Origin of the sequence: Streptomyces sp. NPDC007095, from assembly GCF_040634475.1 — a bacterium.
Taxonomy (GTDB): Bacteria; Actinomycetota; Actinomycetes; order Streptomycetales; family Streptomycetaceae; genus Streptomyces.
In genome coordinates this window covers 1-16428 of the sequence record NZ_JBEYFS010000002.1, presented here as the reverse complement: position 1 = coordinate 16428, position 16428 = coordinate 1, and the positions used below count along the sequence as shown (strand labels likewise).

Genomic DNA, 16428 nt, shown 5'->3' with positions numbered 1-16428 from the left:
CCCGATGTCACGCGGACGTCAGACGGATGTCACGCGCTGAACGAGTGGACCGTCGTCGTGCGGTACGTCTGCCCAGGTCGCAGCACCGTCGAGGGGAACGACGGGTGGTTCGGCGAGTCCGGGAAGTGCTGGGTCTCCAGGCACATGCCGTCGCCCTGCCGGTAGGTGTGTCCGGAGGGGCCGACCAGGGTGCCGTCCAGGAAGTTGCCCGAGTAGAACTGCACGCCCGGCTGGTCCGTCGCGATCTTCAGGGTGCGGCCGGACTTCGGGTCGCGCAGGGTCGCGATGTGCTCGGGCCTGGCGGTGACGCCCTTGTCGAGGACCCAGTTGTGGTCGAAGCCCTTGGCGGTGACCAGCTGGGGGTGGCCGACGCGGATGTCGCGGCCGATCGGCTTGGCCTTGCGGAAGTCGAAGGGGGTGCCCGCGACCTTGGCCAGCTCACCGGTGGGGATCAGTCCCGAGTCGGTGGGTGTGTAACGGCCCGCGGCCAGGTGCAGCTCGTGGTCGTAGATGCCGCCGCTGCCCTCGCCGGCGAGGTTGTAGTACGTGTGGTTCGTGAGGTTGACGACCGTGGCCTTGTCGGTGGTGGCCCGGTAGTCGATGCGCCAGTCGCCGTGCCTGGTGAGGGTGTACGTCACCTTCACCTTCAGCGTGCCCGGGTAGCCCATCTCGCCGTCGACGCTGGTGTAGTGGAGGTGCAGGCCGACGTCGGAGCCCGAGGTGAAGCCCTCGATGTCCCACACCTTGGTGTTGAAGCCCTTGGCGCCGCCGTGCAGGCTGTTCACGCCGTCGTTGACGGAGAGCTGGTAGGCCTTGCCGTCCAGGGTGAACTGTCCCTTGGCGATGCGGTTGCCGTAGCGGCCGATCGTCGCCCCGAAGAACGTCGTCCCGGCGACGTACGAGGCGAGGTTGTCGTATCCGAGGGAGACGTTGGCGTAGCGGCCGTGCCGGTCGGGGATCTCCAGGGACTGGACGATGCCGCCGTAGGAGATGACCTTCAGGCGCGTGCCGCCGTTCTCCAGCGACCAGCGGTAGACCTTGGTGCCGTCGGCGAGCTTGCCGAAGAGCTCCTTCACCGGCTTCCTGCCTCCTGTGCTGGCGTGGGCGGTGCCGACCGTGCCGGCGGCGAGTCCCGCGGCCGCGGCCGCGGCGATGACCGTACGTCTGCTCGTTTCCATGTGCGGCTCCTGCAGTGGAAGAGGAAGGCCCCCACCGTGGTGGGGGCCTTGACGAGACTTACGAACCGACCTTGCGCTTGTTCCACACGTCGAAGCCGACCGCGGCCAGCAGTACCAGTCCCTTGATGACCTGCTGCCAGTCGGAGCCGATGCCGACGAGGTTCATACCGTTGTTCAGCACGCCCAGGACGAGACCACCGATGATCGCGCCGAGGACCGTGCCCACGCCGCCGCTCATCGACGCGCCGCCGATGAACGAGGCCGCGATCGCCTCCAGTTCGAAGTTCAGACCGGCCTTGGGCGAGGCCGCGTTGAAGCGGGCGGCGAAGACCAGACCCGCCAGGGCCGCGAGCATGCCCATGTTCAGGAAGACCAGGAAGGTGACCTTCTTGTCCTTCACACCCGACAGCTTGGCAGCCGGGAGGTTGCCGCCGATCGCGTAGATGTGCCGGCCGATGACCGCGTTGCGCATCAGGTAGCCGAAGCCGGCGACCAGGACGCCGAGGATCAGCAGGACCACCGGGGCGCCCTTGTAGCTGGCGAGCAGCATGGTGACGGTGGCGACGGCGGCGATCAGCGCGACGAGCTTGAGGAGGAAGAGGTTCCGCGGCAGGACGTCGAGCGAGAACTCCTGCTGACGCCCGCGGTCGCGGACCTCCTTGACCACCACGAACGCGATCAGCCCGATGCCCAGGAGCAGGGTCAGGTTGTGGTAGTTCGTGTTGGGACCGACCTCGGGCAGGAAGCTGTTGGCGACCTTCTGCAGGCCCTCGGGGAACGGGCCGATCGTCTGGCCCTTGAGGAAGATCTCGGTCAGACCGCGGAAGGTCAGCATGCCCGCCAGGGTCACGATGAACGACGGTATGCCGAGATACGCGATGAGGAACCCCTGCGCGGCGCCCGCGGCGGCGCCCATGGCCAGACACAGCACCAGGGCGATGGGCCAGGAGATGTCGTGGTTGACCATCAGCACGGCTCCCACCGCGCCCACGAACGCCGTCAACGAGCCGACCGACAGGTCGATGTGGCCCGCGATGATGACGAGCATCATGCCGATCGCGAGGATCAGGATGTAGCTGTTCTGCAGCACCAGGTTGGAGACGTTGCGCGGCAGCAGCAGGTCGCCGTCGGTCCACACGGCGAACAGCACCACGATCAGACCGAGGGCGAACAGCATGCCGTACTGCCGCATGTTGCGGCGCATGCCGTCCAGCATCAGCTGAAGCAGGCTCTCGCCCGTGGCCGAGCCGCTCTTGCCGGGCGGCGCCGGGGCCGGCGTCTTGGCGGTCACATCCGTGCTCATCGGGTTACCTCTTTGTCCTTCGTCATCTGGCGCATCAGCGTTTCCTGCGAGGCCTCCGCCCGCGAGAACTCACCCGTCAGCCGTCCTGCGGCCATCGTGTAGATGCGGTCGCACATTCCGAGCAGCTCCGGGAGCTCGGAGGAGATGAAGACGACCGCCTTGCCCTCGGCCGCCAGCTTGTCGATGACCGTGTAGATCTCGAACTTGGCGCCCACGTCGATCCCGCGGGTCGGCTCGTCGAGGATCAGCACCTCGGGGCCCGCGAAGATCCACTTGCTGAGGACGACCTTCTGCTGGTTGCCGCCCGACAGCTTGCCCACCGGCTCGAAGACGGTCGGCGCCTTGATGTTCATGGACTTGCGGTAGCCCTCGGAGACCTGCCGCTCCTCGTGCTCGTCGACGATCCCGCGCTTCGCCACCTTGCCCAGGGCACTGAGCGTGATGTTGCGGTTGATCGTGTCGATGAGGTTGAGGCCGTAGTGCTTGCGGTCCTCGGTGACGTACGCGATGCCGTGTCCGACCGCTTCGGACACGGTCTTCGTACGGATCTCCTTGCCGTCCCGGAGTACCGTGCCGCCCGCGTACCGGCCGTAGGTGCGTCCGAAGACGTTCATCGCCAGTTCGGTGCGTCCGGCGCCCATGAGCCCCGCGATACCGACGATCTCCCCACGCCGCACGGAGATCGACACGCCGTCGACGACCTTGCGCTGCTGGTCGATCGGGTGGAACACGGTCCAGTCGCGGACCTCCAGGGCGGGCGCGGCGCCCTCCTCCGGGTGGTGCGGTGTCCGCTCCGGGAAGCGGTGTTCGAGGTCGCGGCCCACCATGCCGCTGATGATCCGGTCCTCGGTGGTCTCCGGGGCCTTCACGTCGAGGGTCTCGATGGTCCGGCCGTCACGCAGGATGGTCACCGAGTCCGCTACCCGCGCGATCTCGTTCAGCTTGTGGGAAATGATGATCGAGGTGATGCCCTGGTTCTTCAACTCCAGGATGAGATCCAGGAGTTTGCCGCTGTCCTCGTCGTTCAGGGCGGCCGTCGGCTCATCCAGGATGAGCAGCTTCACCTGCTTCGACAGCGCCTTCGCGATCTCCACGAGCTGCTGCTTGCCCACGCCGATGTCGGCGACGCGGGTCTGCGGGTTCTCGTCGAGCCCGACCCGCCGCAGCAGCTCGGAGGCGTGCCGCAGCGTCTCGGTCCAGCTGATGAGCCCGCGGGTGGCGTGCTCGTTGCCGAGGAAGATGTTCTCCGCGATGGAGAGGTAGGGAACCAGGGCCAGTTCCTGGTGGATGATCACGATGCCGTGGTGCTCACTGGCCCTGATGTCCTTGAAGGAGCAGACCTCCCCCTCGAAGAGGATGTCCCCCTCGTAACTCCCGTGCGGGTGAACGCCGGAGAGGACCTTCATCAAGGTCGACTTGCCGGCGCCGTTCTCCCCGCAGATGGCATGGACCTCGCCCTGTTGGACGGTCAGAGTGACGTCCGACAGCGCCTTGACGCCGGGAAAGGTCTTGACGATCGAGCGCATTTCCAGGACGGGTCCCGCCATGGTCGTGCCTTCCAATCACTAGGAGGTGGCGGTTACTTGAGGTCGCTGTCCTTGTAGTAGCCGGTGCCGACCAGTTCCTTCTCGTAGTTGGTCTTGTCGACGCTGACCGGCTGGAGCAGGTAGGCGGGGACGACCTTGGTGCCGTTGTCGTACGTCTTGGTGTCGTTCAGCTCGGGCTTCTTGCCCTTGAGGGCCGCGTCGACCATGCCCGAGGCCACCGTCGCCAGCTTGCGGGTGTCCTTGTAGACGGTCTGCGTCTGCTCGCCCGCGATGATCGACTTCACCGAGGCCAGCTCGGCGTCCTGGCCGGTGACGACCGGCAGCGGCTTGCTCTTGGAGCCGTAGTCGTCCGACTTCAGCGAGGAGAGGATGCCGATGGAGATGCCGTCGTAGGGCGAGAGCACCGCGTCGACCCGGGCGCTCTTGTACGACGAGGTCAGGATGTCGTCCATGCGCTTCTGGGCGGTGCCGCCGTCCCAGCGCAGGGTGGTGACCTGGTTCAGCGCGGTCTGGCCGGACTTGACGACGAGCTGCTTCTTGTCGATGTACGGCTGCAGGACCTTCATCGCGCCGCCGAAGAAGTACTTCGTGTTGTTGTCGTCGTTCGAGCCGGCGAAGAGCTCGATGTTGAACGGGCCCTTCTTGGAGCCGTCCGCGAGACCGAGCTTCTGCAGGATGTAGTTGCCCTGGAGCTCGCCGACCTTCTCGTTGTCGAACGACGCGTAGTAGTCGACGTTCTTGGTGCCGAGGATCAGTCGGTCGTAGGAGATCACCGGGATCTTGGCGTCGGCGGCCTGCTGGAGCACGTTGTTCATCGACTTGTTGTCGATGGCCGCGATGATCAGGGCCTTCACACCCTGCGTGATCATGTTCTCGATCTGCGAGACCTGCGTGTCGGGGTCGTCCTCACCGAAGGCCAGCTTGGTCTTGTAGCCCTTCGACTCGAGGTCCTTGACCACGTTGTTTCCGTCGCCGATCCAGCGCTCGGAGGACTTGGTCGGCATCGAGATGCCGATCGTGGCGCCCTTGGTGCTCCCCGAGGAGCTCTTGCTGCCGCCGTCGCTGTTCTGGCCGCAGGCGGTCAGCGTGAGGGCGAGGGAGGCTGCGCCGGCTATGGCGGTGAGGGCAGCTCTGCGGTTACGCATGATCATCATCCTTGATGTCTTGGACCGGCTCGGTCTCGCGTTACGGGGATGCTCCGAGAGCGTTGCGAGGGAAAGACCGAGTAGAGGTGTGTGGGATTGTGCGCGGCTGTGTCGGCTTGTGTGAAGGGGGTTTGTGCGAACGTTATGAGGTGGTGTTGAAGCGCGTGAGAGTTCCGGGCAGCCGGGAGCCGAGCGGCGCCATGTCGCCGTCCGCTCCGTGCCGCGCGAGCAGGTCCAGGGCGAGCCGGCCGCGTCGCACCCGTTCCTTGGCGGTGTTCAGGGTCAGGTCCCGCAAGTGGTGCCCGTACGGGTAGATTCCGGGGGCTTTGGACAGGCCGAACTTGAGGTAGATCGGCGCGCCGCGCCGGATCAGCTCGGCGACCTCGTACATCCGCACATAGCCGCCGAGATCGTCGGGAGCCTCGATGTACATGTCCATCGGAGCGGCCGAAACTCGCCGTATCTCGGTGAGATGATCGAGCGTCAGATCGCTCGGTACGTTGATGGAGTCCGCGCCGAGGTTCTCGTACACCGCGTACGAGGCCGGGTTGACCGGGCCCACCAGTGCCGAGAGCTTGAGGGTCGTGTCGGCCGGGATGATCCCCGCCTCGCGCGCCCGGTGCAGGGTCCACAGCACGCCCTCGTCGGCGACGAGGAGGCACTTGACGCCCAACTCCGTCGCCCGGACGGCGTCTTCGACGCAGCCGGCCACCGCGTCGTGGCCACGGGCCCGCAGGCCGCCGCCGCGCGAGTCCGAGCGTACCGAACCGCCGATGTCCCAGGTGCCGCGCGGCCCGGTGAACAGGCAGAGCTCGATGTCCCGTTCACCGGTGGCCTCGACCATCTCGGTGATCTCGGCGTCGGTCAGCATCCAGACACCGCTGCCCTGGCTGATCCGGTGGATCGGTACGTCGAGCCGCGAGGACTCCTTGAGGACCACGGCCAGGGCCTCGGGCCCCTCCACGGAGGGAACCTCGGTGCGCCAGCGGCCGCCCCCCGGGAAGGTGTGCGGCGAGGCGTCGGCGGGAGAGAGGGCGGGCGCGCCCAGGCCGAGCGCGGCGAGCGCCTGCTCACCGGGTCGACGGGCTGCCGTAGGGGCGGCGTCGGTCACTGGCTGTCCTTCGTGATCGAGGGTGGCGCGTACAGATGTGGTGCGCGTACAGATGTGGTGCGTGTGGTGCGCGTACAGATGTGGTGCTGTGGTGCGTGTACTGGTGTGGTGCGCGTACCAGTCTGTTCGGTATTTCGAACGAGGTTCGCGTTCTTGGGTACGCGGAGCCTGGGTGGTACGCCGGTACGGAGCCGTCAGGTAACTCCGTACCGGCGTACGGCTTGGGGGGACTACGGCTTCAGCAGGACCTTTCCGACCTTGGGGTCGCCGGACCCCACCAGCTCGATGGCCTGCGGGAACTCGGCGAGCGGCAGCTCGTGCGTGACCAGCGGCAACGGGCTGAGCAGCCCCGCGCCGAAGACCCGCACGGTGTGCGCCCAGGCCGCCGGCGGCGCCCCGAACACGGTGTGCACCTCCAGCTGCCGTACGACGAGATCGGTGGGGTCCAGCCCCTCCGCACCCGGCGCCGGGATCCCCGTGAGGACCAGGCGTCCGCCCCGCCTCAGCAGGGAGGCGGCGGTGCGCGCGGCGGACGCGGACCCGGCGGTCTCGATGACGACGTCGAAGTCGTCGGGGAGTTCCTGGTCCTTCGTACGGAAGTCGGTGGCGCCGAAGTCCTTCGACAGCGCCGCCCGGTCCGGCCGGGTCCCGACCACGAGCAGCTCCGCCGGAGAGTTCGCCTTCAGGAACTGGATCGCGAACATCCCGAGCGTGCCGGTCCCGACCACGGCGACCCGCTCACCGGGCCGGGCGTTCGCCTTCAGCGCGGCGGCCGCGATGCAGGCGGCGGGCTCCAGGAGGGCCGCCGCCGTCAGGTCGGCGTCGTCCGGCAGCACGTGCAGCAGCCGGGCCGGGAGCGTCAGCGTGGTCGCCATCGCGCCCGGCTGGGTGAACCCGGTCTCCTCGTACCCCGCCGTGCACAACGTTGTCTCGCCCGTGTGGCAGCGGTCGCAGACCTGGCAGTTGCGGAAGCCCTCGCCGACGACCTTGCGTCCGACGATCGACTCCGGCACCCCGGCCCCGACCGCCTCGACGGTCCCCGACCACTCGTGGCCGGGCGTGAGCGGATAGCGGACGTACCCGTCAGGGCGGTTGCCCTGGTAGACCTCACGGTCGCTGCCGCAAATACCCACGGCGTGGACCCGCACCAGGGCCTCACCGGCGCCCGGCCGCACCGGCTCGTGGTCGACCAGCCGGTGCTCGCCCGGCGCCTCGACGACGACCGCGGTGCTCACGCGGTCCCCTTGGGCTTGCGCTGTTCCCAGCCGTCGGCCCAGAGGTCGAAGCGGGCCTGCTGCTGCGGGAACTCGGCCGCCGCGTCGACGTCCAGCTCGACTCCGAGACCGGGCTCGTGAGACAGCTCGAAGTAGCCGTCGACGACCTGCGGGGCGCCCTTCACGACCTTCTTGATCTCCGCGTCCGCGAAGTCGTTGAAGTGTTCGAGGATCTTGAAGTTGGGGGACGTGAAGCCGACTTGGAGGGAGGCGGCGGTGAGGACCGGGCCACCGACGTTGTGCGGCGCGACGAGGACGTAGTGCGCCTCGGCGGTGGCGGCCAGCTTCCGCGTCTCCCAGATGCCGCCGATGTGGCCGACGTCGGGCTGGATGATGTCCACGGCCTGGCTCTCGAAGAGCTCGCGGAACTCGATGCGGTCGTGGATGCGCTCACCGGTCGCGACCGGGATGTCCACCTTGGCGGCGACCTTCTCCAGGGCCTTCAGGTTCTCCGGCGGGACCGGCTCCTCCAGCCACGCGGGCTTGAAGGGCGCGAGCTCGCGGGCGAGCCGGACGGCGGTGGAAGGGGAGAACCGGCCGTGCATCTCCAGCATCAACTCGGCCTCGGGCCCGATCGCGTCGCGCACGGCCTCGATCAGCGAGACGGAGTAGAGCGTCGCCTCGTGGTCGAGCTCGAAGTGCCCGGTCCCGAAGGGGTCGATCTTCAGTGCCTTGTACCCGCGTGCCACGACCTCCTGGGCGGCCTTGTGGTAGGCCTCCGGAGTTCGCTCGGTCGTGTACCACCCATTGGCGTAGGCCTTGACCTTGTCGGTGACCTTGCCGCCGAGCAGCTGCCACACGGGGACGCCGAGGGCCTTGCCCTTGATGTCCCAGCAGGCCATCTCGATGACCGCGATGCCGGACATCACGATCTCGCCGGCGCGCCCGTAGTCGCCGTACTTCATCCGTCGGACGAGGTCCTCGACAGCGAACGGGTCGGAGCCGAGAATGTGATTGGCCTCCGCCTCTCGCAGATAGCCGATCAGTGCGTCGGTGTGGCCCAGCATGCGGGTCTCGCCGACTCCGGTCAGGCCCTCGTCGGTGTGCACCTGGACGTATGTCAGGTTGCGCCAGGGCGTCCCGACCACGTGTGTGCTGATTCCCGTGATGCGCACGGCAGTTGCCCCCTGTGCTCTTGCGGCTCTGTTCGAAATTTCGTCACACGTTCGAAATGCTGGCGTGACAGTAAGGACGTGGCCCCGGAGGTGTCAATGGGTCGAACGGAACGGTCGGCGGCGGATTTTGCCGGTATGCCTCGGCTCGTCGCGCGCGCGATGGTGCGAACGGGGTGCGGGGCGCGCCGGAACAGGCGGTTCCCTACATAACTTTCACAGCTGTGACTATGAACGTTACCTTTGAGGAACTTAGTCTTCCGGCGTCATGGACTACTGCGACCCGTGCCGACGGCACCTCAATGGCGCCCTTGCTTGCCCGGGGTGCGGCACCTCCGCCGAACAGCTCCGCACACATGCGGAGGAGACCGGCATGCGTGCCGGAACGGGCGCTGGGGCGGTCGACGCCGGCGCCGACTCGTTGTACGAGGGCGACAACGACGACGAGGATCACGGCGACGAGGACGAGGACGGCGAGGGGGAGCGGTCCGGGCGGGCCGCTGCCCGGCGGCGGGATCGTGGGCGAGGCCGGGGCCGGGACTCGGAGGGGCCCGGCGGTGCGAGCCGGCGGGACCGGAAGGCCGCGGCGCACCGTCGTCGGCGGCGTCGGGTGCTGCTCGTCGCCGCGGGGTTCGTGCTGGCGGCGGGTGGGCTGAGTCTCGCGGAGCTCGGCATGGACGGGCCGGGGCTGTTGCCGAAGCCGGCCGCGGCCGGGGGTGAGTCGCCGGACGGGTCGGCGACCTCGGGCGCCGGGACGGCGCGGCCGGTCACCGGCGCGGGGGGTTCGTCCGGTGGTACGTCGGCTGCGACGGCCTCTCCGGACGCGTCGGCGTCGCCCTCCGCTTCCAAGTCCGCCAAGGATGACAAGTCCAAGGACGACAAGAAGAAGGACTCGCAGGAGCAGTCGGCCACGGCGGGTACGGGTGTGGTGCCGTCCGCGACGTCCGGCCCCGTGTCCTCCACTCCACCGAAGTCGTCCCCCAAGCCGACGGCCGCGCCGACCTCGGCCGCGCCGTCGCCATCGCCTTCACCTTCACAGTGCAACCGTTTCCTGTGGTGGTGCACGTAGGGGGTCCGTGGGTTTGTCGGCTGCGGCTGCGTGGGGGTTGCTCGCGCAGTTCCCCGCGCCCCTGAAAGCTCGGGGCGAAGCCCCGTCTCAGGGGCGCGGGGAACTGCGCGGCCGGCCCCCGCTCGGCCGCACCCGAGAACTACGGCGTGAGCATTCTCTGCAGGAGGTCCCGGAGGGACAGGCGCTCCTCGGTGGAGAGGCCCGCCAGGGGCTCGCGGGCGAAGTCGAGCGCGTCGCGGAGGGAGCGTGCGACACGCCGGCCCTCCTCCGTCGCCGCGGCCAGCTTCACACGGCGGTCGGACGGGTCGGGGCGCCGCTCGGCCAGGCCCCGCGCCTCCAGCCGGTCCACGATCCCGGTCACGTTCGACGGCTCGCACTTCAGCTTCTGGGCGAGCCGCCGCATCGGCAGCGGCTCCAGGGAGAGCAGGCTCAGAAGTCGCGCCTGCGCCCCGGTGAGCGCATGCTCGGCGGCAGCCTCCTCGTACTCCTCGTGATAGCGGGCCACGACCGTGCCGATGAGGTCCACGACCTCGAGGGTCAGCGGGTCGATACGGGTGGTTCTTTGCGTGGCCATGGGCTCCAGGCTACTCCGTTACTTGACATCATGAAATATTGAGGAGCATGGTTGTTTCAGGTACTGAAGTATTAGAGCCGTAGCCGCACGTACCCGTGCATGCACGTAGGAAAGGCATCCCCTCATGACCGAGACCCAGCTCCCCGCCGTCAACCGCGAATGGCACCTGGTCAGCCGCCCGGTCGGCTGGCCGAAGCCCGAGGACTTCGCCCTGGTCGAGGCCGAGGTCCCGCAGCCGGGGGAGGGCCAGGTCCTCGTACGGAACGCGTACGTGTCCGTCGACCCGTACATGCGCGGCCGCATGAGCGCCGCCAAGTCCTACGTCGCCCCCTTCGAGCTGGGCAAGGTCATGCAGGGCGGCGCGGTCGGTGAGGTCATCGCCTCCAACGCCGAGGGCATCGAGGTCGGCGACCACCTCCTGCACTTCTTCGGCTGGCGCGAGTACGCCGTCGTGGACGCCAAGCAGGCCGTCAAGGTGGACCCGCAGGCCGCGCCGCTGTCGACGTACCTCGGTGTCCTCGGCATGACCGGACTCACCGCCTACGCGGGCCTCCTGCGCACCGCCGCCTTCAAGGAGGGTGACTCCGTCTTCGTGTCGGGTGCGGCCGGCGCCGTCGGCAGCCAGGTCGGGCAGATCGCCAGGCTCAAGGGCGCCTCGCGCGTCATCGGCTCCGCCGGCTCCGACGAGAAGGTCAAACTGCTCGTCGAGGAGTACGGGTTCGACGCCGCCTTCAACTACAAGAACGGGCCGGTCGGCGAGCAGCTGCGCGCCGCCGCCCCCGACGGCGTCGACGTCTACTTCGACAACGTGGGCGGCGACCACCTGGAGGCGGCCATCGGCTCCCTCAACCGGGACGGCCGCATCGCCGTCTGTGGCATGATCTCGGTCTACAACAGCACCGAGCCCGTCCCCGGCCCGAAGAACCTCGCCCGCCTCATCCAGACCCGCGGCCGCATCCAGGGCTTCCTGGTCGGCGACCACTACGACCTCCAGGCGCAGTTCGTGCAGGAGGTCGGCGCCTGGGTCCGCTCCGGCGAGCTCAAGTACAGCGAGACGGTCCTCGAGGGCATCGAGAACAACCTGGAGGCGTTCTTCGGCGTCCTGCGCGGCGACAACGTCGGCAAGATGATCGTCAAGCTCTGACCCTCCGGTCCTCTGACCCTCCGACCCTCCGGCTCTCTGGAGAGGCTGTCGCTGGACTTCCGGCATGCGGTAACTTCTTTCCGAAGCCGTCGCGATCGTGGGCGCGAGTCGCGGCGGACCAGGGAGGAACGCACCGTATGTCCATCCAGCAGACCGATGTCCTCTACACCGCCGTCGCCACCGCCGAGAACGGTCGCGACGGCCGGGTCGCCACCGACGACGGCAGGCTCGACGTCGTCGTGAACCCGCCCAAGGAGATGGGCGGCAGCGGCGCCGGGACCAATCCGGAGCAACTCTTCGCCGCCGGGTACAGCGCCTGCTTCCAGGGCGCCCTCGGCGTCGTCGCCCGCCAGGAGAACGCCGACGTCTCCGGCTCGACTGTCACCGCCAAAGTCGGCATCGGCAAGAACGAGGACGGGTTCGGCATCATCGTGGAGATCTCCGCGACGATCCCGAACGTCGACGGGGCCACCGCGCGGGACCTCCTCGAAAAGGCCCACCAGGTCTGCCCCTACTCGAAGGCGACCCGCGGCAACATCACCGTGACGCTCGTCTGACGGCGCTCGTTGTACAGGGCGGAGGCCGCACCCCAGGACGTGGGGTGCGGCCTCCGCCCTGTCGTGGGAGACGGCCGGCAGTGTCCTACGAGACGGTCAGCAGTGCCCTTCCCACCTGCGGGAACTCCCCCTTCGGATGGTCGCGGAAGAGCGGCTCCGTACCGAAGAGCACGGCATGCGGACCGCTGACGACAGCGGCCTGGCCGCCGGCGGCCGTAGGCCCTCCCGTCCCGTCCGCCAGCGGGCGCCAGTGCCCGGCGACGAGCGGATCGCCCGGCGCGTATGCCTGCTCCACACGCACCCCGGGACCGAGATCGGTGAACCAGACGGGCGCGTAGACGAAGCCGTGGTCGGGCGCGTTCGCGGTGAGCGGTCCGCCCGAATTCACCACCCGCACCACACCGTTGGCGTCACCGTTGCCCTCCACCGGCCGCACCGCCAGCAGCCCGGCCGCCGAGTTGAGCGCGGCTCCGACGGTCCCGCGGCCGACGAGACCGTGGGTGTGGAGGAAGGTGTCCAGCTCCGCCCGCGCGCCCGCGTTCAAACCTGCGTGGTCGAGCCCCGACGACACGAACAGCACGTCCACCGCGGACCAGTCGAAGCCCGCGTTCAGGACGGCCGTCGACACCGGCACGACGTCGAAGTTCATCTCCCGCAGCGCGAAGAGCTCACCCGGGGTGACGGCCGCGGCGACGCGGACGCGGTGCAGGGGAGTTCCCCGCCCGTCCCCGGCCGCCTTCGTCGCATCGAAGGCCACGTCGTACGTACGGGCGAGAGCGGCGGCCCGCGCCCGCGCCGCCCCCGGCACGACGACACTGCCGTCCGCGAGCTGCCGTACCGAAACCCCCTGTCCAAGAAGGGAGTTGAGGGCGCCGATCTCCTGCGGGGTGTCGAGACGCAGCCGCAGATCGCCGCGCGGGGCGACGTACCCGACCCGCGCGGCGGCTTCGACCCGGCGGGCGGCCACGGCCGACAGCCCCCCGCTCCGTACGGGCACGACCGTCGCACCCCACAACCGCCCCAGACTCCAGCCCGAGATGTCGTACATCACCGACACCTTGTCACTGATGTCCCGCCCGTCGGCCAGCATGACATTGGCCAGACCGCGTTTGGGCTGGTGCAGGTCGACGACGTACGAGCCCTTCGCGTACGACCGTCCGGCCAGCCGGAAGTCGCGGGTCGCGCGCGTGACGCGGACGTCGTCGGCCAGGAGGTGGTCGACGAGGCGGGCGGCGGCCGTCGCCGAACGCTGGGCGCCGCCCGCCGGGATCACGTAGGCGCGCGGGAAGTCGGTCGTGTAGACGTCCTCGGGACCGATGCCCGGCACCCCCGGCACCGTTTCCGCCGAGACCGGTACCTGGGCCGCGCCCGTCGTGCCGCGCCGGAAGACCTCGATCTGGTCGGCGATGATCGAGGCGCGGTGGCTCTGGGCGTAGGCCAGGGTCGCGCGCATGGCCGCGCCGGCCACGTCCACGTTGATGGCGGACCGGCGCCGGAGTTCTGCCACGGGCAGGGTGTCGTACTCCGAGTTGTTCACCGCCAGCGGGATCTCCACGGTGTGCGCGGCGACCGCGCCGTGGAACGCCTGGTACTGGGGCGTGAAGATCGGCGGCCAGTCGTCCCAGCCCTCCTGCTGGTCGCGGAAGGGGATCTGGGCGGGCTCGACACCGTCCTTCGCGGGGGTGTAGCCGAGGCCGTTGACGGCGGCCTCCATGCCGAGGGCGTTGGCGTAGGTGTTCTTGAGGAAGAGGTCGTACTCGTAGTTCTCGCCGTGCGGCGGGGTCGTCGGCTCGATCAGGGTGCCGTTGACGTACCCGTGCAGGTCGAGCATCACGGCCGGCTGCTTGTCGATGGCGATCTGGCGGATCGCGCGCGCCTCGGGCTGCGAGGCGGTGATGAAGTCCCGGTTCAGATCGAAGCCGTTGGCGTTGGCGCGGGTGCCCGCGATCCGGCCGTCCGGGTTCGCCGTGATGTTGAAGTAGAGACGGTTGTGGGCGAGGAGGTCGGTCGTCCGCGCGTCCTTCGCGCTCGCGAGCCGCTCGATGAGCTCGAGGGCGGCGTCGGTGCCCTCCCACTCGTTGCCGTGGATGTTGTTGTCGAAGAAGACCGGCGTCTTGTACGTCGCCTTGACGGCCGGGTCCTTCGCCGCGGCCTGCGGCGCGTTCTCGATCAGCTCGCGCATCCGCTCCTGGGCGAGGGACTGGCGGGCGGACTCCGGCGCGGTGACGGTGACCAGGTACAGCCGGTGACCGCCGGCCGAGCGGCCCGCCACCTCCACGCTGACACGGTCGCCGAGCCTTTGCAGGGCGTTCAGCTTCGGGGCGATGGCGTGGTACGGGGTGAGGCCCAGCTTGATGGACTTGTCCGCCGGGTTCTCCGGGTCGGGGGAGAGGACCTGCTCGCGCGGATAGCCACGGCGGGGGGAGGCGAGGCCGGAGTCGGACAGGTCGGTGACGGGGCTGGTGAGGGCGTTGCGGGCGGCGTTCGCCGGGGCCTTGGCGGCGGCCGGGGGCTGGTCCGCCCCTTCACGGCCGGCCCCTTCACGGACAGGGGGGTTGCGGTCCGCGGTGGCGCTGTGCGGGGCGAGGAGAAGCGATCCGGTCGCGGCGGTGAGGACAGTGGCGATCAGGACGGGTCTCGGTAGGCGCACGCGTCGTACCTCCGGTGGGGGGCCTGAGATCGGTACGGGTCGATAGGGCGAGGTGTACCTGTTCGACTCTTCCGCAACAAGAGGGCGTTGGTGCCACGGCGGCTCCCCTGGACGCCATGGATGCCACGGATGGGGCATCGCCGACGGTCCGGAGGGGGCATGCTGAGGCCATAGGACGCCACAGGAGGCCGGCGGGCGGGTCCAGGTGGCGAGGTGCCGTGCGTGGCCAGGAGGGCTCATGTCCCCGATTCCGTCGCTCCCCAGCATCCCCAGCATCCCCAGCAGGGATGACGTGCTGCGCATGGCGCGCAGCACGACCGACATCACCGGCCAACTCCTCGACACGGCCGGGAACATCACCAGAATCGCCCTCAACACCCTCGACCCCCGGGACGGGTCGGGGGCGGAGGCGCTGCGTGTGCTCCGGGAGACGACGGCGGAGCTGGCGGAGGCGAGTGCGTCTCCGCAGGCGCAGGAGGCGTTCTACCGGATCGTGGACACGCTGACGCGGCTCGGGACGAGTGGGGCGCCGCTCGCGGTGCATCCCGTGAGCCGGCCCGCGCAGGCGTTGCTGGCCGCGCTGGGGGACAGTCTGCTGCCGATCCTCGACGCGGTGGAGCCTGCGGTGCAGGAGGCGGCGGACGCGTTGGGGGACTTGATGGAGGCGGGGTCGCCGTTGCTGCCCGCGGTGGCCGGGGTGGCGGCGGGGGCGCTGCTCGCTCTGACGCCGGCGATACGGGCGGCGGCGGACGTGTTGCGCGACTCGTCGCCCGAACTCCGGCGTATCGCAGACGCGTTGACCTCGGCGCTGGCTCCGTTGCTACCGCTTCAGGTGGCGCTGGCCGAGCGGGCGGCCGCGGCGGGGGTGGGGGTGGTGCGGGCCGCGCTGCCGCCGCTCGCCGACCTCACGGAGGCGGCGGCGGCCACGACGAACGCGGTCCGGCCGGTGCTGATCGCCGGCGAGGAGTTCCTTGTCTCCGGGCTCGAACACTTACAGCCTTTGCTGCTGGCATCGGCGTCACGGACGGGGCGGCTGGCTCGGGCGGCGGCGGTACGGGTGTCCGCGGCGGTGTCGCCCGCGGCGGAGCGGGGGCTTGTGGTGGCGGTGACTCCGGCCTAGCCTCCGCCTCCGCCTCCGCCTCCGCCATCGCCCCGCGGACCGGCGGGGCTGCGCCCCGTATCCCCCGGCCCGTCCGGATTCGTTCGGCTGCGGGCCGGTGGGGGCTGGTCGCGCAGTTCCCCGTGCCCCTGGGGTGGGGCTGCGCCCCGCGTCCCCGGTCCGCCCGAAGCTTTTTGCCTGACGGCCGGTGGGGGCCGTCCGCGCAGTTCCCCGCGCCCCTGAAACGGGGCTGCGCCCCGCATTCCCGGCCGTCCGGATTCGTTCGGCCGCGGGCCGGTGGGGGCTGGTCGCGCAGTTCCCCGCGCCCCTGGGGTGGGGCTGCGCCCCGCGTCCCCGGTCCGCCCGAAGCTTTTTGCCTGACGGCCGGTGGGGGCCGTCAGCGCAGTTCCCCGCGCCCCTGAAACGGGGCTGCGTCCCGCATTCCCGGCCGTCCGGATTCCTTCGGCTGCGGGCCGGTGGGGGCTGGTCGCGCAGTTCCCCGCGCCCCTAAAAGCCTCGGGGTGTCCGGCGTTCGAGGCCAATGCCGAACACCGCACCCCACCCCGCCCTGCGCCATCCAGCCTGTCCGGCGTTCGAGGACGAGGTCGGAGGCCGCCCCCCACCCACCCCGGCCCGCGTCACTCAGCCCGTCCGGCGATTGGGGA

At 69.5% G+C, this 16428-nt stretch carries 13 protein-coding genes; 4 read left to right on the top strand and 9 right to left on the bottom strand.

From position 1 onward, the window contains the following. Positions 1-29: 29 nt before the first annotated feature. The 7 genes from ABZ656_RS01305 to ABZ656_RS01275 form a co-directional block, all read right to left on the bottom strand. Positions 30-1178: an aldose epimerase family protein gene (locus ABZ656_RS01305; protein WP_101405351.1), complete on the bottom strand. Its 1149-nt coding sequence runs from the start codon at positions 1176-1178 to the stop codon at positions 30-32. Positions 1179-1236: 58 nt separating this feature from the next. Next, positions 1237-2481 (bottom strand): multiple monosaccharide ABC transporter permease, encoded by a 1245-nt coding sequence (gene mmsB / locus ABZ656_RS01300; protein WP_101405352.1) that lies wholly within the window; start codon positions 2479-2481, stop codon positions 1237-1239. After that, the gene (gene mmsA / locus ABZ656_RS01295) at positions 2478-4028 is read right to left on the bottom strand and encodes a multiple monosaccharide ABC transporter ATP-binding protein (RefSeq protein WP_101408164.1); all 1551 of its coding nucleotides are present in this window, start codon (positions 4026-4028) and stop codon (positions 2478-2480) included. Before mmsA ends, mmsB begins: the two co-directional genes overlap by 4 nt. A gap of 32 nt (positions 4029-4060) precedes the next feature. Next, entirely contained in the window at positions 4061-5173 is a 1113-nt protein-coding gene (gene chvE / locus ABZ656_RS01290; RefSeq protein ID WP_360263329.1) for a multiple monosaccharide ABC transporter substrate-binding protein, read from the bottom strand. Positions 5174-5315: 142 nt separating this feature from the next. Next, positions 5316-6284 carry a hypothetical protein gene (locus ABZ656_RS01285; protein WP_101405354.1) on the bottom strand — a complete coding sequence of 323 codons (969 nt, stop codon included), beginning with the start codon at positions 6282-6284 and terminating at the stop codon, positions 5316-5318. A gap of 230 nt (positions 6285-6514) precedes the next feature. Continuing rightward, positions 6515-7519, bottom strand: coding sequence for an alcohol dehydrogenase catalytic domain-containing protein (locus ABZ656_RS01280; protein WP_101405355.1), 1005 nt, complete (start codon positions 7517-7519; stop codon positions 6515-6517). Continuing rightward, entirely contained in the window at positions 7516-8673 is a 1158-nt protein-coding gene (locus tag ABZ656_RS01275; RefSeq protein ID WP_101405356.1) for a mandelate racemase/muconate lactonizing enzyme family protein, read from the bottom strand. The genes ABZ656_RS01280 and ABZ656_RS01275 overlap by 4 nt, the downstream gene beginning before the upstream one ends. 370 nt (positions 8674-9043) lie before the next feature. On the opposite strand from ABZ656_RS01275, the gene ABZ656_RS01270 reads away from it, so the two are divergent. Beyond that, entirely contained in the window at positions 9044-9739 is a 696-nt protein-coding gene (locus tag ABZ656_RS01270; RefSeq protein ID WP_101405357.1) for a hypothetical protein, read from the top strand. 139 nt (positions 9740-9878) lie between these two features. Here the strand turns inward: ABZ656_RS01270 and ABZ656_RS01265 are convergent, their stop codons facing one another. Continuing rightward, positions 9879-10313 (bottom strand): MarR family transcriptional regulator, encoded by a 435-nt coding sequence (locus tag ABZ656_RS01265; protein WP_101405358.1) that lies wholly within the window; start codon positions 10311-10313, stop codon positions 9879-9881. Positions 10314-10437: 124 nt separating this feature from the next. Between ABZ656_RS01265 and ABZ656_RS01260 the strand changes: the two genes are divergently transcribed. After that, on the top strand, positions 10438-11457 hold the full coding sequence (locus tag ABZ656_RS01260; protein ID WP_101405359.1) for an NADP-dependent oxidoreductase: 1020 nt from the start codon (positions 10438-10440) through the stop codon (positions 11455-11457). A 137-nt stretch (positions 11458-11594) separates the two neighbouring features. After that, positions 11595-12014 carry an organic hydroperoxide resistance protein gene (locus ABZ656_RS01255; RefSeq protein WP_060899264.1) on the top strand — a complete coding sequence of 140 codons (420 nt, stop codon included), beginning with the start codon at positions 11595-11597 and terminating at the stop codon, positions 12012-12014. Between the two features lie 85 nt (positions 12015-12099). Here ABZ656_RS01255 and ABZ656_RS01250 read toward each other — a convergent pair whose 3' ends face one another. Then, entirely contained in the window at positions 12100-14664 is a 2565-nt protein-coding gene (locus ABZ656_RS01250; RefSeq protein WP_360263320.1) for a M14 family zinc carboxypeptidase, read from the bottom strand. A gap of 238 nt (positions 14665-14902) precedes the next feature. Between ABZ656_RS01250 and ABZ656_RS01245 the strand changes: the two genes are divergently transcribed. Then, positions 14903-15784, top strand: coding sequence for a hypothetical protein (locus tag ABZ656_RS01245; RefSeq protein WP_360263317.1), 882 nt, complete (start codon positions 14903-14905; stop codon positions 15782-15784). Positions 15785-16428: the final 644 nt, after the last annotated feature.